Source organism: Streptomyces sp. NPDC001843 (assembly GCF_042891955.1).
Taxonomy (GTDB): domain Bacteria; phylum Actinomycetota; class Actinomycetes; order Streptomycetales; family Streptomycetaceae; genus Streptomyces.
In genome coordinates this window covers 546,771-560,905 of the sequence record NZ_JBIATQ010000001.1, presented here as the reverse complement: position 1 = coordinate 560,905, position 14,135 = coordinate 546,771, and the positions used below count along the sequence as shown (strand labels likewise).

General features: G+C 71.5%; 17 protein-coding genes. 7 read left to right on the top strand and 10 right to left on the bottom strand.

Features of this window, described 5'->3' with window-relative positions; genetic code table 11:
- The first annotated feature begins 65 nt into the window (after positions 1-65).
- From ACFYZQ_RS02615 to ACFYZQ_RS02605, 3 genes are read left to right on the top strand one after another with little or no spacing between them, the layout of a single operon-like run.
- Positions 66-1,475 (top strand): glycosyltransferase family 4 protein, encoded by a 1,410-nt coding sequence (locus ACFYZQ_RS02615; RefSeq protein WP_389140826.1) that lies wholly within the window; start codon positions 66-68, stop codon positions 1,473-1,475.
- A complete protein-coding gene (locus ACFYZQ_RS02610) occupies positions 1,469-2,230 on the top strand; it encodes a class I SAM-dependent methyltransferase (protein ID WP_389140824.1) in 762 nt (253 codons plus the stop codon). The genes ACFYZQ_RS02615 and ACFYZQ_RS02610 overlap by 7 nt, the downstream gene beginning before the upstream one ends.
- On the top strand, positions 2,227-3,297 hold the full coding sequence (locus ACFYZQ_RS02605) for a prenyltransferase/squalene oxidase repeat-containing protein (protein WP_389140822.1): 1,071 nt from the start codon (positions 2,227-2,229) through the stop codon (positions 3,295-3,297). The genes ACFYZQ_RS02610 and ACFYZQ_RS02605 overlap by 4 nt, the downstream gene beginning before the upstream one ends.
- 34 nt (positions 3,298-3,331) lie before the next feature.
- On the opposite strand, the gene ACFYZQ_RS02600 is transcribed toward ACFYZQ_RS02605, so the two are convergent.
- Positions 3,332-3,709, bottom strand: a complete 378-nt coding sequence (locus ACFYZQ_RS02600; RefSeq protein WP_389140820.1) for a DUF4267 domain-containing protein — start codon at positions 3,707-3,709, stop codon at positions 3,332-3,334.
- A 104-nt stretch (positions 3,710-3,813) separates the two neighbouring features.
- On the bottom strand, positions 3,814-4,287 hold the full coding sequence (locus ACFYZQ_RS02595) for a cupin domain-containing protein (protein ID WP_389140818.1): 474 nt from the start codon (positions 4,285-4,287) through the stop codon (positions 3,814-3,816).
- 133 nt (positions 4,288-4,420) lie between these two features.
- On the opposite strand from ACFYZQ_RS02595, the gene ACFYZQ_RS02590 reads away from it, so the two are divergent.
- Together ACFYZQ_RS02590 and ACFYZQ_RS02585 are read left to right on the top strand one after the other, a co-directional pair.
- Positions 4,421-5,317, top strand: a complete 897-nt coding sequence (locus ACFYZQ_RS02590) for an ArsR family transcriptional regulator (protein ID WP_389140816.1) — start codon at positions 4,421-4,423, stop codon at positions 5,315-5,317.
- Between the two features lie 30 nt (positions 5,318-5,347).
- Entirely contained in the window at positions 5,348-5,533 is a 186-nt protein-coding gene (locus ACFYZQ_RS02585) for a hypothetical protein (protein WP_389140814.1), read from the top strand.
- A gap of 116 nt (positions 5,534-5,649) precedes the next feature.
- On the opposite strand, the gene ACFYZQ_RS02580 is transcribed toward ACFYZQ_RS02585, so the two are convergent.
- The 7 genes from ACFYZQ_RS02580 to ACFYZQ_RS02550 form a co-directional block, all read right to left on the bottom strand.
- Positions 5,650-5,940 carry a hypothetical protein gene (locus tag ACFYZQ_RS02580; protein WP_389140812.1) on the bottom strand — a complete coding sequence of 97 codons (291 nt, stop codon included), beginning with the start codon at positions 5,938-5,940 and terminating at the stop codon, positions 5,650-5,652.
- A 98-nt stretch (positions 5,941-6,038) separates the two neighbouring features.
- Positions 6,039-7,049 (bottom strand): LLM class F420-dependent oxidoreductase, encoded by a 1,011-nt coding sequence (locus ACFYZQ_RS02575; protein ID WP_389140810.1) that lies wholly within the window; start codon positions 7,047-7,049, stop codon positions 6,039-6,041.
- Between the two features lie 99 nt (positions 7,050-7,148).
- Positions 7,149-7,997 carry a DUF5336 domain-containing protein gene (locus tag ACFYZQ_RS02570; protein WP_389140808.1) on the bottom strand — a complete coding sequence of 283 codons (849 nt, stop codon included), beginning with the start codon at positions 7,995-7,997 and terminating at the stop codon, positions 7,149-7,151.
- A gap of 118 nt (positions 7,998-8,115) precedes the next feature.
- A complete protein-coding gene (locus tag ACFYZQ_RS02565; RefSeq protein ID WP_389140806.1) occupies positions 8,116-9,099 on the bottom strand; it encodes an N-acetylmuramoyl-L-alanine amidase in 984 nt (327 codons plus the stop codon).
- Between the two features lie 89 nt (positions 9,100-9,188).
- Entirely contained in the window at positions 9,189-9,359 is a 171-nt protein-coding gene (locus tag ACFYZQ_RS02560; protein ID WP_389140804.1) for a hypothetical protein, read from the bottom strand.
- A complete protein-coding gene (locus ACFYZQ_RS02555; RefSeq protein ID WP_389140802.1) occupies positions 9,356-10,012 on the bottom strand; it encodes a class I SAM-dependent methyltransferase in 657 nt (218 codons plus the stop codon). Before ACFYZQ_RS02555 ends, ACFYZQ_RS02560 begins: the two co-directional genes overlap by 4 nt.
- Before the next feature lie 121 nt (positions 10,013-10,133).
- Positions 10,134-11,873: an MFS transporter gene (locus tag ACFYZQ_RS02550; protein ID WP_389140800.1), complete on the bottom strand. Its 1,740-nt coding sequence runs from the start codon at positions 11,871-11,873 to the stop codon at positions 10,134-10,136.
- Positions 11,874-12,122: 249 nt separating this feature from the next.
- On the opposite strand from ACFYZQ_RS02550, the gene ACFYZQ_RS02545 reads away from it, so the two are divergent.
- A complete protein-coding gene (locus ACFYZQ_RS02545; protein ID WP_389140798.1) occupies positions 12,123-12,662 on the top strand; it encodes a SigE family RNA polymerase sigma factor in 540 nt (179 codons plus the stop codon).
- Entirely contained in the window at positions 12,662-13,492 is an 831-nt protein-coding gene (locus tag ACFYZQ_RS02540) for a hypothetical protein (RefSeq protein WP_389140796.1), read from the top strand. Before ACFYZQ_RS02545 ends, ACFYZQ_RS02540 begins: the two co-directional genes overlap by 1 nt.
- Before the next feature lie 21 nt (positions 13,493-13,513).
- On the opposite strand, the gene ACFYZQ_RS02535 is transcribed toward ACFYZQ_RS02540, so the two are convergent.
- On the bottom strand, positions 13,514-14,125 hold the full coding sequence (locus tag ACFYZQ_RS02535) for a response regulator (protein ID WP_389140794.1): 612 nt from the start codon (positions 14,123-14,125) through the stop codon (positions 13,514-13,516).
- Positions 14,126-14,135: the final 10 nt, after the last annotated feature.

The window sequence follows — 14,135 nt, the reverse complement described above, 5'->3', positions numbered from 1 at the left end:
AACTTGTTCTAGATTAGCGTCCCGGCGTAGTCTCGCGGGACCGTGCAGGGAGAAGGGGGCTCAGAGTGACCGCTGAGGCCAGGGAGGCGGGCGTCCGGCAGGACCCCGCAGCCGACGGCGAGCGACCGCTCCACATAGGTCTCCTCACCTATAAAGGGAACCCGTTCTGCGGCGGCCAGGGCGTCTACGTACGGCACCTCTCCCGCGAGCTGGCCCGCCTCGGCCACCGGGTGGAGGTCATCGGCTCCCAGCCGTACCCCGTGCTCGACGAGGGGTACGAGGGCCTGAGCCTGACGGAACTGCCGAGCCTCGACCTGTACCGCCAGCCCGACCCCTTCCGCACCCCGAAGCGCGACGAGTACCGGGACTGGATCGACGCGCTCGAGGTCGCCACCATGTGGACCGGCGGGTTTCCCGAGCCCCTCACCTTCTCGCTGCGCGCCCGCCGCCATCTGCGCGCCCGGCGAGGCCAGTTCGACGTCGTGCACGACAACCAGACCCTCGGCTACGGCCTGCTGGGCGACATCGGCGCTCCCCTGGTCACCACCATCCACCACCCCATCACGGTGGACCGCCGGTTGGAGCTGGACGCCGCCGAAGGCCGGCGGCGCCGCTACTCGGTCCGCCGCTGGTACGCCTTCACCCGCATGCAGAAGCGCGTCGCCCGCCGACTGCCCTCCGTGCTCACCGTCTCCGGCACCTCCCGCCAGGAGATCGTCGACCACCTCGGCGTTCGCGACGACCGCATCCACGTCGTCCACATCGGCGCCGACACCGACCTCTTCTCGCCTAATCCGGCGGTGCCCGTCGTGCCGGGCCGGATCGTCACCACCTCCAGCGCCGACGTGCCGCTCAAGGGTCTGGTCTTCCTCGTCGAGGCGCTCGCCAAGGTACGCACCGAGCACCCCGACGCCCACCTCGTCGTCGTCGGCAAGCGCGCCGAGGACGGACCCGTCGCCCAGGCCATCGAACGCTACGGCCTCGAAGGCGCCGTCGAGTTCGTGAAGGGCATCACCGACGCCGAACTGGTCGACCTGGTCCGCTCGGCCGAGGTCGCCTGCGTGCCGTCGCTGTACGAGGGCTTCTCCCTGCCGGCCGCCGAGGCCATGGCCACCGGCACCCCGCTGGTCGCCACCACCGGCGGCGCGATCCCCGAGGTCGCCGGCCGAGACGGGGAGACCTGCCTGGCGGTGCCGCCCGGTGACGCGGGTGCGCTGGCCGCCGGGCTGGGCCGGCTGCTGGGCGACGCGGAACTGCGGGCGCGGCTGGGCGCGGCCGGGCGCGAGCGGGTGTTGCGGCACTTCACATGGGCGCGGGCCGCCGAAGGCACGGTGGCCCGGTACCGGGAGGCCATCGCCCGCTCCGGCGGGCCGGGAAGCGGTCCCGCGCGCCCACCGGCCGCAGGGACGGCCGCCGGCACAGCCGTACTCGAAGAACCACCCGCCTCCGACCGCGAAAGCAGGGCCACGTGCTGACCGTCGACTTCTCCCGGTTCCCGCTCGCCCCGGGCGACCGAGTCCTGGACCTCGGCTGCGGGGCGGGCCGGCACGCCTTCGAGTGCTACCGGCGCGGCGCCCAGGTCGTGGCCCTCGACCAGAACGCCGAGGAGATCCGCGAGGTCGCCAAGTGGTTCGCGGCGATGAAGGAGGCCGGTGAGGCACCGGCCGGGGCGACCGCCACGGCGATGGAGGGCGACGCCCTCGCGCTGCCCTTCCCCGACGAGTCCTTCGACGTCGTCATCATCTCCGAGGTGATGGAGCACATCCCGGACGACAAGGGTGTACTCGCGGAAATGGTCCGGGTGTTGAAGCCCGGCGGCCGCATCGCCATCACCGTGCCGCGCTACGGCCCCGAGAAGGTCTGCTGGACGCTGTCCGACGCCTACCACGAGGTCGAGGGCGGCCACATACGCATCTACAAGGCGGACGAGCTGCTGGGGAAGATCCGCGAGGCCGGCCTCGAGCCCTACGGCACGCACCACGCGCACGCCCTGCACTCCCCTTACTGGTGGCTGAAGTGCGCGTTCGGCGTCGACAACGACAAGGCGCTGCCCGTGCGGGCGTACCACCAGCTGCTGGTCTGGGACATCATGAAGAAGCCGCTGGCCACCCGGATCGCCGAGCAGGCACTCAACCCGCTGATCGGCAAGAGCTTCGTGGCCTACGCGACCAAGCCGCACCTGCCCCGGCTCCCCGAGACCTCCGAGACCCCCGAGGCGGCCGCCAAGTGACGACCCCCCGGACAGAACACCTGGTCCTGCCCGGGGTCCTCACCGCCGAGCAGGCTGCCGAGACGGTACGCGGCATCCTCGCCGTGCAGCGGGAGGACGGCGCGATCCCGTGGTTCCGGGGACACCACCTCGACCCGTGGGACCACACCGAGGCGGCCATGGCCCTCGACGCGGCAGGCGAACACGAGGCCGCCGAGCAGGCGTACACCTGGCTGGCACGGCACCAGAACGAGGACGGCTCCTGGTACGCGGCCTACGCGGACGGGGCGCACGACGACGTCACGGACCGCGCCCGCGAGACGAACTTCGTCGCCTACATAGCCGTCGGCGTCTGGCACCACTACCTCTCCACCGGCGACGACACGTTCCTGGACCGCATGTGGCCCTGCGTGTACGCGGCGATGGAATGGGTGCTGCGCTGCCAGCAGCCCGGCGGGCAGATCGGCTGGCGGCGCGACGACGACGGCACCGGCACGGCGGACGCGCTGCTGACCGGCAGCTCCTCCATCCACCACGCCCTGCGCTGCGCCCTCGCGATCGCCGAGCAGCGTGAAGAGCCGCAGCCCGACTGGGAGTTGGCGGTCGGCGCACTGCGTCACGCGATCCGCCGCCACCCGGAGCGGTTCCTGAACAAGGACCGCTACTCGATGGACTGGTACTACCCGGTCCTCGGCGGCGCCCTCACCGGCGCGGAGGCCAAGGAGCGCATCGAGGCCGACTGGGACCGCTTCGTCGTCCCCGGCCTCGGTGTCCGCTGCGTCGTCCCCAACGCCTGGGTGACGGGCGGCGAGTCCGCCGAACTCGCCCTGGCCCTGTGGGCGACGGGCGAGTCCGACCGCGCCCTGGACATCCTCCAGTCGATCCAGCACCTGCGCGACACGGAGACCGGCCTCTACTGGACGGGTTACGTCTTCGACGACGACGCCGTCTGGCCCCGGGAACTGACCAGTTGGACGGCAGGCTCCCTGCTCCTCGCGGTGGCCGCCCTCGGCGGCCACGAGGCGACCTGCGCGGTGTTCGGAGGCGACCACCTGCCGTCCGGCCTGGACCCGGACTGCTGCGGCTAGCGGCCGGCCGCCGGACCACTTGCACATACACGGTTCACGCGATGAGCAGGAGAACGCTGACGACCAGTATCACCGCGGCGGTGGCGCCGTGGACGCCGTAGGCGGTCGCTCTGGGGCCCTTGCTGCGCAGCACGATCACCATGTCGCCGACGGGTATGACGGTCATGGCCAGCATGAACCAGCCCAGCAGGTGGGCTGTCGCGCCGGCGATCAGCACGAAGACGAACAGCCCGCAGCCCAGGTCGCGCATGGCCTTGACGGTCAGCCATGCCCGGAAGCCGCGGTCCTCGGTGGGTGTGCCGGGGATGCCGAAACCGGCCGCGGCCTGCGGCGCCAGGAAGGCGAGCACACCGATGAAGACGCAGCCCGCGCCGATCAGCCCGGCGAGGACGGTCGCGACATTGCTGAGCATGGTTCGTTTGCCTCTCGGTTGCAGGTGTACGAGCGCGTTACGGGTGGCCGGGTGGAGCGGCCGGGGGTGTCCGCCGTCGTCGGTGTCGTCGCCGTACTCGGCCGTCACCGTTCCTGGTCGTCGACGAAGTGGTTGTCGTGGGCTTCGTGGAGGCGTCCGAGGTCCCTCTCGTCCACGGTGGCGAGCGCCGCGAAGTACTCCTCCCGGGGGACGCCCGGCGAGAGCGCCATGAGGATGGTGGCGGGTTCGGCGCGCTCCTTCCGGAGCGCGTGCACCTCGCCCGTCGCGGCATGGGCGGTGTCGCCGGGCAGCAGTGTCCGCCAGGACCGTCCGTCGAAGTAGTCGACTTCACCGTCTTCGACGACGAAGGTCTCGCCGAAGGTCGTGTGGAAATGCGGGACGGGTCCGCGACTCGAGGGCGACATACGCCACCGGTAGATGCTCACGCTGCCGCCGGTCTCCGCCGGGCCGGCGAGGACCTCGATGGTCGATCCGCCGACGCCGAGCCGGATCGTTCGCGTCGTGCCGGCACGCGTGGGCTGCTTGGAGGACCGGGCGATCGGCTCTGTCTCAGTCATGACCCGAGTCTCGGGCACTGGCCGCACCCCTCGCGCTCACTTCGGCGGTGGCCTAACAATACGGGGGTGATCCGCTACCGACTGGGGGCCGGCGCCGCGAGCGTGCGGTGGGCGATGTCGCCGACTCCACGAAGTGGTCAGCCTGGCCCAGCTCCTGACCGAGCCGCAGCGTCACCCGGTGTTCCACCAGTGGCTGCGCCGTCGCCGCCACCGTCTCTCGGGCCTGGACCTGAGGGCGCTCACGGTCTTCATGGCCGACGGTGCGTACCGGCCCGACTTCCTCGACCCGTCACCGATGACCAGTGAGCCGACGTTCGCGGAGGGCATGGCCGCTCTTCTCGCCACGCCGACGGAGCAGGTGTACGCCGAGCTGGTCGACGCCACGATCGGGCGGGGGGCGGAGATGAGCCGCCGACCGCCCGACGATCCCGACCGGGCCAGGTCCGAGGCCGCCGACGCGGTGCGCCGCCTCTGGAAGGCAGCCGTGGAACCGGAGTGGCCGTCCATGCGGCAGGCGTTACGGGCGGAGATGCTGGACCGGGCCATTCAGGTCAACCGCGAGGGGCTGCGGGCGGTCCTTCCGCGCCTGCACCACTCCGCGGCGTGCGAAGGCGACACCGTCACCGTCGGGGCGGCCGTCGACATCGACGTCGACTGCCCCGAGGGACTCATTCTGATTCCGTCGCTGTTCATCACCGACCGGGTGCAGTGCACCACCTCCGACCACTGGAGTCCGGCGATCTACTACCCGGCGTCCGGGCGGTACCTCTGGACGGCGACTCCCACTCCGAGATCGCTCGACCGGCTCGTGGGAGCGACTCGGGCGAAAATCCTGGCCGCGCTCACCACACCGCTCCAGACCACCGTCGTGGCCGGGCTGGTGGGCGTCACCACAGCGACGGCCAGCGAACACCTGACGATCCTGCGGGACGCCGGGTTGATCGACAGCAGCCGGTCCGGTCGCACGGCCACGCACGAGCTCACGGAAGCCGGACGTGCTCTGCTGAACGCGGCCTCGGAGCGCCCGTGACATGGGGTCGCCGACGGGAACGTCGACGAGTTGCCCGACCTGTACGGCGAGGTCACCGATGTCCGGCATCCCATGGCGACGCCGGCGTCCGAGCCGTTGACGAGCCGGAGTGCCCTGCGGGAAGCACAACGCGACTGCATCGACCCGATCCGCACGTACACGGCACGCGGGGACCTCGACCTCCTCATCACGGCGTCGCGGGGAGACGGTTCCTGAGGCCGCGGCCCCGGTCCCGCGCCTGTGCCGACGAGCTCGTCACAGGCGCGGCCCCACGGGGTGCGCGGCCCGGGGCCTGTGGGCCGGGGGTGCGGGCCCGGCGGTGCCCCGTAAGGTCAGTGCCGGTGGATGCGGTTGGCGACCGCGTGGCCGACGAAGAGGTAGACCACCGCGGCCAGGCCGTAGCCGGCGACGACTCGGGCCCAGTCCTCGTCGAAGGTGAACAGGTCGCGCGACCAGCCGGCCAGCCAGTTGGCCGCGTTGTGGATGAACTGGACCAGGTCATTGGCCCGGTTCGCGTCCAGCAGGTACATCAGGATCCACAGTCCGAGGATCACGGCCATGATGTCCGCGACCACCGCGACGACCGTCCCAGCGGAGTTGGAGCCACTGCGATATCGAGACATACACTCCGTCTGGCCCCGGAAAACCGGTTGAAACCGCCGATCCGTCCGGCCGCCCGTCGCGGTGGATCCAGCACGATGACGGAAGGGACGCCGGCGACCTAGGAGTTGAGTTCCGCCAGCACCCGCAGGGTGTGCGGGTCCGGTGACAGCGCCAGCAGGTCCGTGACCGGGCCCTTGCGCCACGACTCGAGGCGTTCGGCGATGCGTTCGCGCGGCCCGACCAGGGAGATCTCGTCGGCGAAGGCGTCCGGGACCGCGAGTACGGCTTCCTCGCGGCGCCCGGAGAGGAACAGGTGCTGGATGCGGCGGGCCTCCTCCTCGTACCCCATGCGCGCCATCAGGTCGGCGTGGAAGTTACGGGCCGCGTGGCCCATGCCGCCGATGTAGAAGCCGAGCATGACCTTGACCGGCAGCAGGCCCTCCGCCACGTCGTCGCAGACCCGGACCTGGGCCATGGGGGCGACGAGGAAGCCCTCCGGGAGGTCGGTCAGTGAGGGGCCGTAGACCTCGGGCCGACTCGGCGCCCAGTACAGCGGGAGCCAGCCGTCCGCGATGCGGGTCGTCTGGGCGACGTTCTTCGGGCCCTCCGCGCCGAGGAGGACGGGGAGGTCCGGGCGCAGGGGGTGGGTGATGGGCTTGAGGGGTTTGCCGAGCCCCGTCGCGTCCGGGCCCCGGTAGGGGTGGGCGTGGAAGCGTCCGGCCAGTTCGACCGGTGCCTCACGGCGCAGCACCTGTCGTACGACGTCCACGTACTCCCGGGTCGCGGTCAGCGGTGACTTCGGGAACGGCCTGCCGTACCAGCCCTCGACGACCTGCGGCCCGGACAGTCCGAGGCCCAGCATCACCCGCCCGCCCGAGAGGTGGTCGAGCGTCAGCGCGTGCATCGCGGTCGTGGTCGGCGAGCGGGCCGCCATCTGGGCGACCGCCGTGCCCAGCATGATCCTCGAGGTCCGCGCGGCGATCCAGGTCAGCGGCGTGAAGACGTCCGAGCCCCAGGACTCCGCCGTCCACACGGAGTGGTACCCGAGCCGTTCGGCGTCCTGGGCGAGGGACAGGTGGTCGGCGTTCGGACCGCGTCCCCAGTAGCCGAGTGCCAGACCGAGCCGCATTCCCGCCTCCTGACGCTGCGTCAGATGCCGCGGGTGACTGTACGGCAACGGCCCCCCGCCCGGAAGAGCGAGGGGCCGTGCACGACGGTCGCGGTGGACTCAGCCGCGCTGGATCCCGGAGGTGTCCTGCAGCACGCCACGCCGGCCGTCCTGGGTCTGCGCGACCAGGTGGGCGCCGCGCTGCTCGACCGCCAGGTACCAGGTGCCCGGCGCCAGCTCGGCGATCGGCGCCTGCGAACCGTCCTCCGCGAACAGCGGACGCGGCACCGGCACGGCGAACCAGAACGGCGAGAAGTCCGCGGCCGGCTGCGCCTGCGGCTGGTCCTGCTGCGGCTGGGCCTGCCCCTGCGGCTGCGGGGCCGCCGGCTGCTGCCCGAAGGGCTGACCCGGCTGTGGCTGAGCACCGTACGGCTGCTGCTGCGCGCCCGGGTAGCCGTAGCCGCCGGGGGGCTGGGCGCCGTAGGGCTGGGGGGTCGCGGGCTTCGGGGCCGGGACCAGGCCGGCTTGGAGGGCGGGGACCAGGGGGGTGGCGATGGCGGCGCCGGCGAGGAGGAGGGTGGCGACGAGGGCGAGGATCAACCCCGTACCGGCGCTGGGGCCGTCGGAGGTGTTGCCGCGGATGTTGTCGAGAGGACCGGTGGCGTCGAAGACGTTGCCGAGGGCGCTCCAGGCGGCGAAGACCGCGAAGGCGACGCCGAACTGGCCCGGTTCAAAGCCGGCGACCTTGCGCTGCTGCGGCAGCAGCCGGGCGACGACGATGAGCGCGGCGGCGATGAGGCCCGCGAGGACGACGCTCATCAGGACCGGACCGCTCGACCACAGGTTCGGCATGTCGTAGGAGCCGGAGGGCCCGTCGACGGAATAGATGTCGAAGAACGACGCGATGAACAGCAACACCGCTGCACCGATCACCACGCCGTCGCCTCTAGTGAGGGAGCGGATATTCACTTCAGGTCCTTCGTAGGTCGTCTCGTCGTCGGTAGAGGCGTCGCGGGGGGTGGCCCCTGATCGTAGGAACACTATCGTTCGAACAATCAGCCTGTACGCCGGGACCGACCGCCGATGACTACCCGCGCAGGAAACTCACGATTCCCTCAGAGATTCCCTGCGCCGCCTTCTGCCGCCAGGCGCCGCTGGTGAGCAGTGCCGCGTCCTTGCTATCGCGCATGTTGCCGCACTCGATGAACACCTTGGGAACCGTTGACAGATTGAGACCGCCCAGGTCCTTACGCGTGACGAGACCGGTGCCGCCCCCGACGTAGTTGGACGGGGGCTCACCCGTGACCCGCAGGAAGTTGCCCGCGATCCGCTCACCGAGGGACTTCGAGGAGGCCACGATCGGACGGGTGTCGGCGCCGCCGGCGTGGACGGAGTCCGGGAGGATGACGTGGAAGCCGCGGTTGCCCTGCGCGGAGCCGTCGGCGTGGATGGAGATGGCCGCGTCCGCGTGCGCGGCGTTTCCGATCCGTGCGCGTTCGTCCACGCACGGCCCCCAGGGCGGTGAGTCGCCCTCGTGGGTCAGCTTCACCGTGGCACCCTGCCGCTGCAGGATCGCGCGCAGCCGGTCGGCGACGTCCTGCGTGAAACGGGCCTCGGTGTAACCGGAGTTGGTGGACGTGCCGGTGGTGTCGCACTCCTTGGAGTTCGTGCCGATGTCCACCTGACGGTTGATCTCGGCGGTGTGCCGGAAGTTGCCCGGGTTGTGCCCGGGGTCGATGACGATCACCTTGCCCTTGAGCGGGCCGGAGGCGGCGGGCGCGGCGGCCGACGTGGACTCGGACGCCCCGGCCGTGGGCGTCGGGCTCGCCTTGGCGTCGTCGGTGGGGGACCCGGTCAGGGTCGTGGGCGGTGCCGCGGAGAGCGGGCGCGAGACGGACGCCGACGACGCGGCTGGGCCCGCCTGGCCGGAGCCGCCGGGGGCGCCCACCGCCTCGTACACCAGCCAGCCGAGCAGCGCACCGGGCACCAGCGCGGCGAGCGCCACGGTCAACGGGCCGCGGCGGGACCGGCGCGGCTGTGGGGGATCGAAGTCCGGACCTACGTAAGACACGTCTGCCACCCTAGCGGCCGTCCCCGGTGCCCACATGCCGCAACTGGGCCGGGCGGGTGGCGCCGAGGGGCCGGGACGGCCGGTTGCCGTCAGAGGTCGCTGACGACGAGCCACACGGCGACCGCCAGCACCATCAGATACACGCCGATGCCGACGACCTTGCCGAGCCGCTTCCGCCCCGCGCCCTCGAGCGCCCCGCCGATGATGCCGACGAGCGGCGCCCCGAAGAGGATCAGGGCGAGGCCGATCAGGTACTTCACCGTGCTGCCCGCGCCTGCGTCCGGCGCAGCACGCGCAGCGAACCCGTCACCGAGACCTCCGTGAACTCGCCCGATTCCAGGGCCCGGACGTAGACGCGGTACGGGGCCTGGCCGGTGAACTCGTCCTCCGGGTGGGGGAAGACGTCGTGGATGACGAGCAGACCGCCGTGGGCCACATGGGGGGCCCAGCCCTCGTAGTCGGCGCCCGCGTGCTCGTCGGTGTGGCCGCCGTCGACGAACACCAGGCCGAGCGGGGAGTTCCAGAGCGCGGCGATCTGCGGGGACCGGCCGACCAGCGCCACCACGTGTTCCTCCAGGCCCGCCCTGTGCAGGGTCCGGCGGAACGTGGGCAGCGTGTCCATCAGGCCGATCTCGGGGTCGACCGTCTCCGGGTCGTGGTAGTCCCAGCCGGGCTGCTGCTCCTCGCTGCCCCGGTGGTGGTCGACGGTGAGCGCGGTGACGCCGGCCTGTCGGGCCGCGTCGGCGAGCAGGATGGTCGAACGCCCGCAGTACGTGCCGACCTCCAGTAGCGGCAGCCCCAGCCGCCCGGCGTCCACGGCCGCCGCGTACAGCGCCAGCCCCTCGTCCACGGGCATGAACCCCTTCGCCGTCTCGAACGCGGCCAGGATCTCGGGCTTGGGTGCCGCGTGCATGGGGCCTGCCTTTCCATGGAGGTCGTACGTGTGTTCCGGCGTGTGTTCCGGGCCCATGCTGTCGTACCCCCGGCCGCCGGAGCGACAGGGGGTACGGGTGGGTGCGTGATCCGGGCGGCGGTCAGGCCGGGACGGTCTCGCCCGGCAGGGCCAGGTCCAGTTCGACCGGCCGTTCGTCGCCCGCGTGGGTCGCCGACAAGGCGTGCGGGCCGTGGCCGGCGGCCTTCGCGGCCAGGACGTACGCGCCTTGGGCGGGGACCGTGAGGGTGTAGCTGCCGTCCTCCGTGGAGACGGCGGCGCCCGCCTGGCGGCCCCGCTGGTCGATCAGGGTGACCTTGGCCCGGGCGACCGGGGCGCCGTCGGCGTCCAGGACCCGGCCGCGGAAGCCCCGCAGGACCTCCTCGGCGCGCTCGAGGCCCGCGTCCTCCTCGCTGCTGGCCCGCAGCTGCGGGTGGGCGGCGGGCCGGCGGCCGGGCAGGAGGAGGGCGAGCACCAGGCCGACCAGGACGGCGGCCGTGGCGATCAGGAAGGAGACGCGGAAGCCGTGCATGGTCGGGATCGCGACGCCGTGCACGTTGTTCGCGGTGTTGGCCAGCACCATGCCGATGACGGCGCTGGAGACCGACGTGCCGATGGAGCGCATCAGGGTGTTGAGGCCGTTGGCCGCGCCGGTCTCGGAGGCCGGTACCGCGCTGACGATCAGCGCGGGCAGCGAGGAGTAGGCCAGGCCGATGCCGGCGCCCAGGACCACCGCGATGACCAGGCTCTGCCAGGCGGCGCTCATCAGGCCGAGCCCGGCGCCGTAGCCGATCGCGATGATCAGCATGCCGAGGATCAGGGTGAGCTTGGGGCCGTACTTGGCGGACAGCCGGGCGTAGACGGGCGCGGTGAACATCATCGTCAGGCCGAGGGGCGCGACGAGCAGACCGGCCACCACCATGGACTGGCCGAGGCCGTAGCCGGTGGCCTTGGGGAGCTGGAGGAGCTGGGGCAGCACCAGTGAGACGACGTAGAACGAGACGCCGACCATGATCGAGGCGAGGTTGGTGAAGAGCACGGCGGGGCGGGCGGTGGTGCGCAGGTCCACCAGGGGGGCCGGGATGCGCAGTTCCATCACGCCCCACAGGACGAGCACGACCGCCGACGCGGCGAACAGGCCGAGCGTGGTGCCCGAGGTCCAGCCCCAGTCGCTGCCCTTGGTGATCGGCAGCAGGAAGAGGACGAGGCCGGCGGACAGACCGAGCGCGCCCAGCAGGTCGAAGGAGCCCTCCGCGCGCATCGTGGACTCCGGTACGACGAGGAGGGTGAGCGCGATGGAGAGCACGCCGAGGCCGGCGGCGCCGTAGAACAGGGCGTGCCAGTCGGTGTGCTGGGCGACCAGGGCCGCGGCGGGCAGGGCGAGGCCGCCGCCGACGCCGATCGAGGAGCTCATCAGGGCCATCGCCGAGCCGAGCTTCTCGCGCGGCAGCGTGTCGCGCATCAGGCCGATGCCGAGCGGGATCGCGCCCATGGCGAAGCCCTGGAGGGTACGGCCGACGATCATGGTGAGCAGTTCGCTGGTCAGAGCGCTGACCAGCGCGCCGACCACCATCACCGCGAGGCTGGCTATGAGCATGCGGCGCTTGCCGTAGAGGTCACCGAGCCGGCCCATGATCGGGGTGGCCACGGCGCCCGACAGGAGAGTCGAGGTCAGGACCCAGGTGGCGTTGCTGGGCGCGGTGTCCAGCAGTTGCGGCAGGTCCTTGATGACCGGGACGAGCAGGGTCTGCATCACCGCGACCACGATGCCCGCGAAGGCGAGCACCGGGACCACGGCCCCGCTCGCGCTCCGGGCGGGCTGGTCGGTCGTCGTGTGCGTCATTGAGTGAGGCCTCCAGTGAGATAAGTACTGGCTAAACCCCGTATGCAGAGGCAACTATTCCGTTGCTTCGTGCCCCTAATGATTTCTTGACCGGTCCATGGGTTTCTGATCACCCATCAGGTACTTGTACGGCGGACCTGGTGAAGTTCGTCTGCGAGGTCCTGCGCGAAGTCTTCCGCGAAGTCCTGCGCCGAGCGAGGCAACGATCCGGATGGCTCATGGACTCCTTTTGACATCTAGGAGGTGCCCATGGGGGATCGGAAGAGGGCTCGGGACGATGAGTTCCAGAGCTTCGTCATCGGCCGCTGGCCGCGGCTGATGCGTACGGCATTTCTCCTCACGGGGGAGCAGCACGCGGCCGAGGACCTGGTCCAGTCGACACTGGAACAGGTCTACGCGGCCTGGCGCAAGGTCGGCTCGGCGGACGACCCGGAGGCGTACGTGCGGCGCGTGATGATCAACGCGCACGCGCGCAGACATCGCAGAAGGCTGAAGGAGTTCCTGGCGCCGAGAGACGACTCGGGCATGGTGCACGAGGTGGCCGACACCGGCGACCGCATCGCCCAGGCCGACGACCGCAGCGCCCTGCTCAAGGCGCTCGCTGAGCTGCCCCCGCGGCAGCGCGAGGCGGTGGTCCTGCGGTACTGGGAGGACCTGACGGAGACGCAGACGGCGGAGGCGATGGGCTGCTCGGTCGGCACGGTCAAGAGCAACGCGGCCAAGGGGATCGCGAAACTCCGCGCCATACCGGCGCTGGCCGAGATGGTGACGCAGGGATGGCGTAACTGATGAGCGCGGACAGGGAGACGGGACACGACATGACGCAGACGGACATCGCCCTCCTCCTCGCGGACGCCGCGGACGAGGTCGAGATCGGTATAGCCCCGGTGCAGGCGGTCATCCGCGCGGGGCGGCGGCGCAGAGCGCGGCGGTGGGCGGTGGCGGCGGCCACGACATTGGTGCTGGCGGGGTCCACGGGGGGGACGCTGGCGGTGACGGGGCTGCCCGGGGGCGGGCACGGGGGCCGTGGGGCGTCGGTGGCGACCCGGCCCTCCTCACCGGAGGCGCGGCACGTGTACGAGCCGCAGGTGACCGAGGTGTCGAGAGGGACTGATCACGGGAAGGAGTGGTCCGTCAGTGTCCAGGTATGGGGGGCGCCCCGCACCCTGGAGGAGGCGGCTCGACAGTACGACACCATGAAGGACCGGGGCTTTGAGCCGGCCGAAGGCAGCGCTCCGGCCGACCTGGTCGGCATGAAGTCGTTCTTCGTGCTCCGCTCTCACGGAAGCGACCGTCCTCGGGAGGTCATGTTCAACACGACCGGAACCCCTGAGCGTTTCACGGGCACGGACCTTGAGGATCACGCCGCCAGTCTGGGAGAGATCAGCGCCGAGGCCCCTTTGCGGCTGGTGGTCGGCCGGGTCGCCAAGACCGCCAGGGAGGTCACCTGCCAGTGGAACGACGGGCGAACGACCTCGGCCCGCCTGGCGGGACCCGTGCCCACCGCCCATGACGGTGAATCGCTGATTCGCCCGGTCAGTGGCTATCCGGGGGCCAACTGGTTCGTGTGCGTGGCTCCGGACGGGGCCACGTACAAGGACGCGAAGGTGACGAAGTGATCCGCCACAGGGGAGTCCCGCTCACAGCCACCCCTGCTGCCGGGCCTCCCGGACCGCCTCCGCACGGTTCCGGGTGCCGGTCTTGCCGATCGCGGAGGACAGGTAGTTGCGCACCGTGGACTCGGACAGGTGCAGCCGCGCGGCGATGTCGGCGACGGTCGCCCCGTCCGCCGACGCCTTCAGCACATCGCACTCGCGGGCCGTCAGCGGACTCGGTCCGGCGCTGAGCGCGGCCGCGGCCAGCGCCGGGTCGACCACGGTCTCCCCGGCGAGCACGCGCCGGACGGCCACCGCCAGTTCCTCCACCGGCCCGTCCTTGACCAGGAAGCCGGACGCCCCCGCCTCCATGGCCCGGCGCAGATAGCCGGGCCGGCCGAAGGTGGTCAGTATCAGCACCCGGCAGTTCGGCACCTGTTCGCGCAGGTCCGCCGCCGCGTCCAGTCCGCTGCGCCCCGGCAGCTCGATGTCCAGCAGGGCCACGTCAGGCCGGTGCAGGAGCGCCGCGTCCACGATCGCGTCCCCGGTCGGGACCTGGGCGACCACCTCTATGTCGTCCTCCATGCCGAGGAGTAAAGCCAGGGCGCCGCGCATCATGCCCTGGTCCTCGGCGAGCAGGACCCGGATGCCGTTCACGCCCCAAGAG

What these genes read in the sequence shown, in the direction of transcription:
- ACFYZQ_RS02600 (WP_389140820.1), bottom strand. Translation starts at nt 3,709, where the DNA reads ATGCTCAGCAATGTCGCGACCGTCCTCGCCGGGCTGATCGGCGCGGGC.
- ACFYZQ_RS02595 (WP_389140818.1), bottom strand. Translation starts at nt 4,287, where the DNA reads ATGACTGAGACAGAGCCGATCGCCCGGTCCTCCAAGCAGCCCACGCGT.
- ACFYZQ_RS02580 (WP_389140812.1), bottom strand. Translation starts at nt 5,940, where the DNA reads ATGTCTCGATATCGCAGTGGCTCCAACTCCGCTGGGACGGTCGTCGCG.
- ACFYZQ_RS02575 (WP_389140810.1), bottom strand. Translation starts at nt 7,049, where the DNA reads ATGCGGCTCGGTCTGGCACTCGGCTACTGGGGACGCGGTCCGAACGCC.
- ACFYZQ_RS02555 (WP_389140802.1), bottom strand. Translation starts at nt 10,012, where the DNA reads ATGCACGCGGCACCCAAGCCCGAGATCCTGGCCGCGTTCGAGACGGCG.
- ACFYZQ_RS02550 (WP_389140800.1), bottom strand. Translation starts at nt 11,873, where the DNA reads ATGACGCACACGACGACCGACCAGCCCGCCCGGAGCGCGAGCGGGGCC.
- ACFYZQ_RS02545 (WP_389140798.1), top strand. Translation starts at nt 12,123, where the DNA reads ATGGGGGATCGGAAGAGGGCTCGGGACGATGAGTTCCAGAGCTTCGTC.
- ACFYZQ_RS02540 (WP_389140796.1), top strand. Translation starts at nt 12,662, where the DNA reads ATGAGCGCGGACAGGGAGACGGGACACGACATGACGCAGACGGACATC.